We start from the raw sequence: 2462 nt of genomic DNA, 5'->3' as shown, positions 1-2462 counted from the left end.
CTCTTGGATTTCACCGATTTTGGACTTGCTCAGCCTCAGAAATTTCGACCCCCCCTGTTAGATAAGGGGGGGGCATTAAACCGTTACAGGTTTCCGATAATCGAAAAATCAAATGAAAACAGATTTTTATAAACTGTCCCAATGATTTTCATCAGGACACTACTGTGTTGAAACATCGACTCAAATCCCTGAATGACTTTGAGCAGACTAGTCCCCACGCAACATTCCGTCAAGTAGTCAAACTGCCGAAACATTTCGCGCTTGAGCTGCTCATGTTCCGTGCTGCGCTGGCAATGATGTGCCTGACGGCATAATTCGTTCGCCTTCGGGCGAACCTGTGGGGGCTCTGCCCCCACACCCCCGGTCTCGCCGCCGACGGCTCGAGGGGCAGGGGACGGCGTACCGCCTTCTCCTGCCCCTCTCCCCTTGAGCGTGGGTCGCTTCCAAACCTGTCAAGGTCAAGCCGCGCAAACGCGGTCGCTCCGCGAACCCTGACAGGTTTTCCAGCTCCCTGAAACCCGAACGGTTGCAGACTGTTTGCAAAAAACCGTCAGCAATGCCCCTAGATTGCATCAGAAGGCGCGTTAAATGCTTGGGTAAGGGGTAGGTAGCCAAGAAAGGAAAAACGCGCTCTAAGGCGCGTTTTTGGGCTTTTAATGTTTCAACACACAGGACGACACATAAAGCGTCGCCCTATGTGTTGCCCTGATTTGGAGATGAATGTTATGCGCTTGGGTACTTCCGTCGAGCGTGTACAACGCGCAAAATTTTGACGGATTCCCTGCCTACTTCGTAAACGATGACGTAATTCGGATGGAAAATCAGCTCTCGTGTTTTCGGCACTCTGCCGAGCCTGCCAAGATATGGCAGAACGGTCAGGTTGTTCGCGCTTTCGTGGATGAGCTGCTCAAATTCAAAGGCGGCAACGGGATTGTCTGCAAAGATGTAATCGATGATTTCGTCTGTATCGGCAATCGCGGGTTTCGTCCACTCAAGCGGCAGAGGCATTTTTTAACCCTTTCAGCCTTTCAGCTCTCTTGGCGGCAAAATGTGCCATTGCGTCTTCATGGCTGACAATCTCGGCATCTCTTGCTTCTTCGACTTTACGCGCCAACCAAGTGTCGTAATCTTCCGCTTCCTGCGCGGTGTCAAATTCCGACAGGCGATAATCTAAAACGGCTGTAGTCATCTTTACTTTCTTCCTTTTCGTTTGCGGGGCAATACGACCGCGCGCGCAGGCTGCCGCCTATGCGCCGCGCGTTTCGCGTTGCCCCGCCTTCTCAAATTTGAACAGCAGGGAAGCTACCCTCCGCCCTTCTTTCTGTGCTTCCCATTCGATGCGCCAGCCGTCTTTTGCGGTCAGCTCCTTAACGGCAGGCTCGATAACCCATTTTCTTAACAATGAGAAATTTTTTCTATATGTTTCACTGGCTTCCATTGCGTGCCAAAAATCTTCAATCGACATAGAAAGCCATCCGCCTTGTTCTTTCTTTCCTTCAACGGTTTGTCTCATCTGTTCTATCAGTTCAAGTAATCGCCATGAGTAAATCGAACGCAATGAAGCTGCCTGTTTTAGCTTGTACTGTGTAAATTGACATTTCAGTTCAAACAGAAATGGAAAAACAGATTCAGAAAACTTAAATCTTACAACACCTTGGTCTTTGAAATAATCATACCACTGAACCCAAATAGTATGGCGTGTGCCTATTTTATTTCCATCTCTAATCTGCCAAGACAGGCTTCTTTTCATCAAAGAATTAACTGCTGCTTTAAGCTGGTCATAAGCCGTGTGAACATCAATGCCATAGGTTTCAGCGTATTCTTGAGCTGATAATTTTACCTCACCGTTAACACCATTCAGCTTAACAATTCCAGCCATTAGAATTCTTTTTTCAGACAAATTTAGTTTTTGAGCTGCCCGTGAAATACTGTTTGCAATAACAACATTGCCGCTAATTAACTCACGCTTCCTCATTTAAAACAAATCCCGCACATTTGAAAGTATTAATTTAACCTTTCAAATGACTATTTGCAAGATATATTTTTTCCTTTCATTTGGCTGTGGATTTTTGTACGAAAAACCTTTCATTTGGCTGTGGATTTTGTACGAAAAACCTTTCATTTGTACGAAAAACCTTTCATTTAGGCTTTTTCAAAATCGCTGAAACCCTTGCTACATAAGGCTTTCAGACTTTCCACAAACGCCCTAAAAATGTTTTTAAAAATATAAAACCTGATGAAAAAGGGAAAAACCTGCTTTTTTCGTGGATAACTCGCCCTTTTTCAGCTCCGACAAAACGCAAAAAAAGCCGACCCGAACGAGCCGACGATACAAACTTTTACACTTGGATTTTCCCACTGAACGCAAAAAAAGCAACCTGAAAAGCTGCCTCTTGGATTTCACCGATTTTGGACTTGCTCAGCCTCAGAAATTTCGACCCCCCCTGTTAGATAAGGGGGGG

Annotated in this window: 4 protein-coding genes; 1 reads left to right on the top strand and 3 read right to left on the bottom strand. The window is 46.0% G+C overall.

The window, feature by feature from the left end; all coding sequences use genetic code 11:
• Positions 1-164 precede the first annotated feature (164 nt).
• The gene (locus Q9J80_RS10790) at positions 165-314 is read left to right on the top strand and encodes a hypothetical protein (protein ID WP_301672932.1); all 150 of its coding nucleotides are present in this window, start codon (positions 165-167) and stop codon (positions 312-314) included.
• A gap of 409 nt (positions 315-723) precedes the next feature.
• Here the strand turns inward: Q9J80_RS10790 and Q9J80_RS10785 are convergent, their stop codons facing one another.
• The 3 genes from Q9J80_RS10785 to Q9J80_RS10775 are packed head-to-tail and all read right to left on the bottom strand — an operon-like array spanning position 724 to position 1975.
• Positions 724-1008, bottom strand: coding sequence for a type II toxin-antitoxin system RelE/ParE family toxin (locus Q9J80_RS10785; RefSeq protein WP_301672933.1), 285 nt, complete (start codon positions 1006-1008; stop codon positions 724-726).
• The gene (gene relB, locus Q9J80_RS10780) at positions 992-1189 is read right to left on the bottom strand and encodes a type II toxin-antitoxin system RelB family antitoxin (protein ID WP_304671771.1); all 198 of its coding nucleotides are present in this window, start codon (positions 1187-1189) and stop codon (positions 992-994) included. The genes Q9J80_RS10785 and relB overlap by 17 nt, the downstream gene beginning before the upstream one ends.
• Before the next feature lie 57 nt (positions 1190-1246).
• The gene (locus Q9J80_RS10775; protein WP_304671772.1) at positions 1247-1975 is read right to left on the bottom strand and encodes a replication initiation protein; all 729 of its coding nucleotides are present in this window, start codon (positions 1973-1975) and stop codon (positions 1247-1249) included.
• Between the last annotated feature and the right edge of the window lie 487 nt (positions 1976-2462).

This window comes from Neisseria blantyrii, assembly GCF_962747855.1.
Lineage (GTDB): Bacteria > Pseudomonadota > Gammaproteobacteria > Burkholderiales > Neisseriaceae > Neisseria > Neisseria viridiae.
Note: the sequence above shows the minus strand (reverse complement) of the source record. Positions and strands in the feature narration are given on the sequence as shown.

Excerpts from the sequence above, each read along its gene's own strand:
- relB (WP_304671771.1), bottom strand. The coding sequence starts at position 1,189 with ATGACTACAGCCGTTTTAGATTATCGCCTGTCGGAATTTGACACCGCG.
- Q9J80_RS10775 (WP_304671772.1), bottom strand. The coding sequence starts at position 1,975 with ATGAGGAAGCGTGAGTTAATTAGCGGCAATGTTGTTATTGCAAACAGT.
- Q9J80_RS10785 (WP_301672933.1), bottom strand. The coding sequence starts at position 1,008 with ATGCCTCTGCCGCTTGAGTGGACGAAACCCGCGATTGCCGATACAGAC.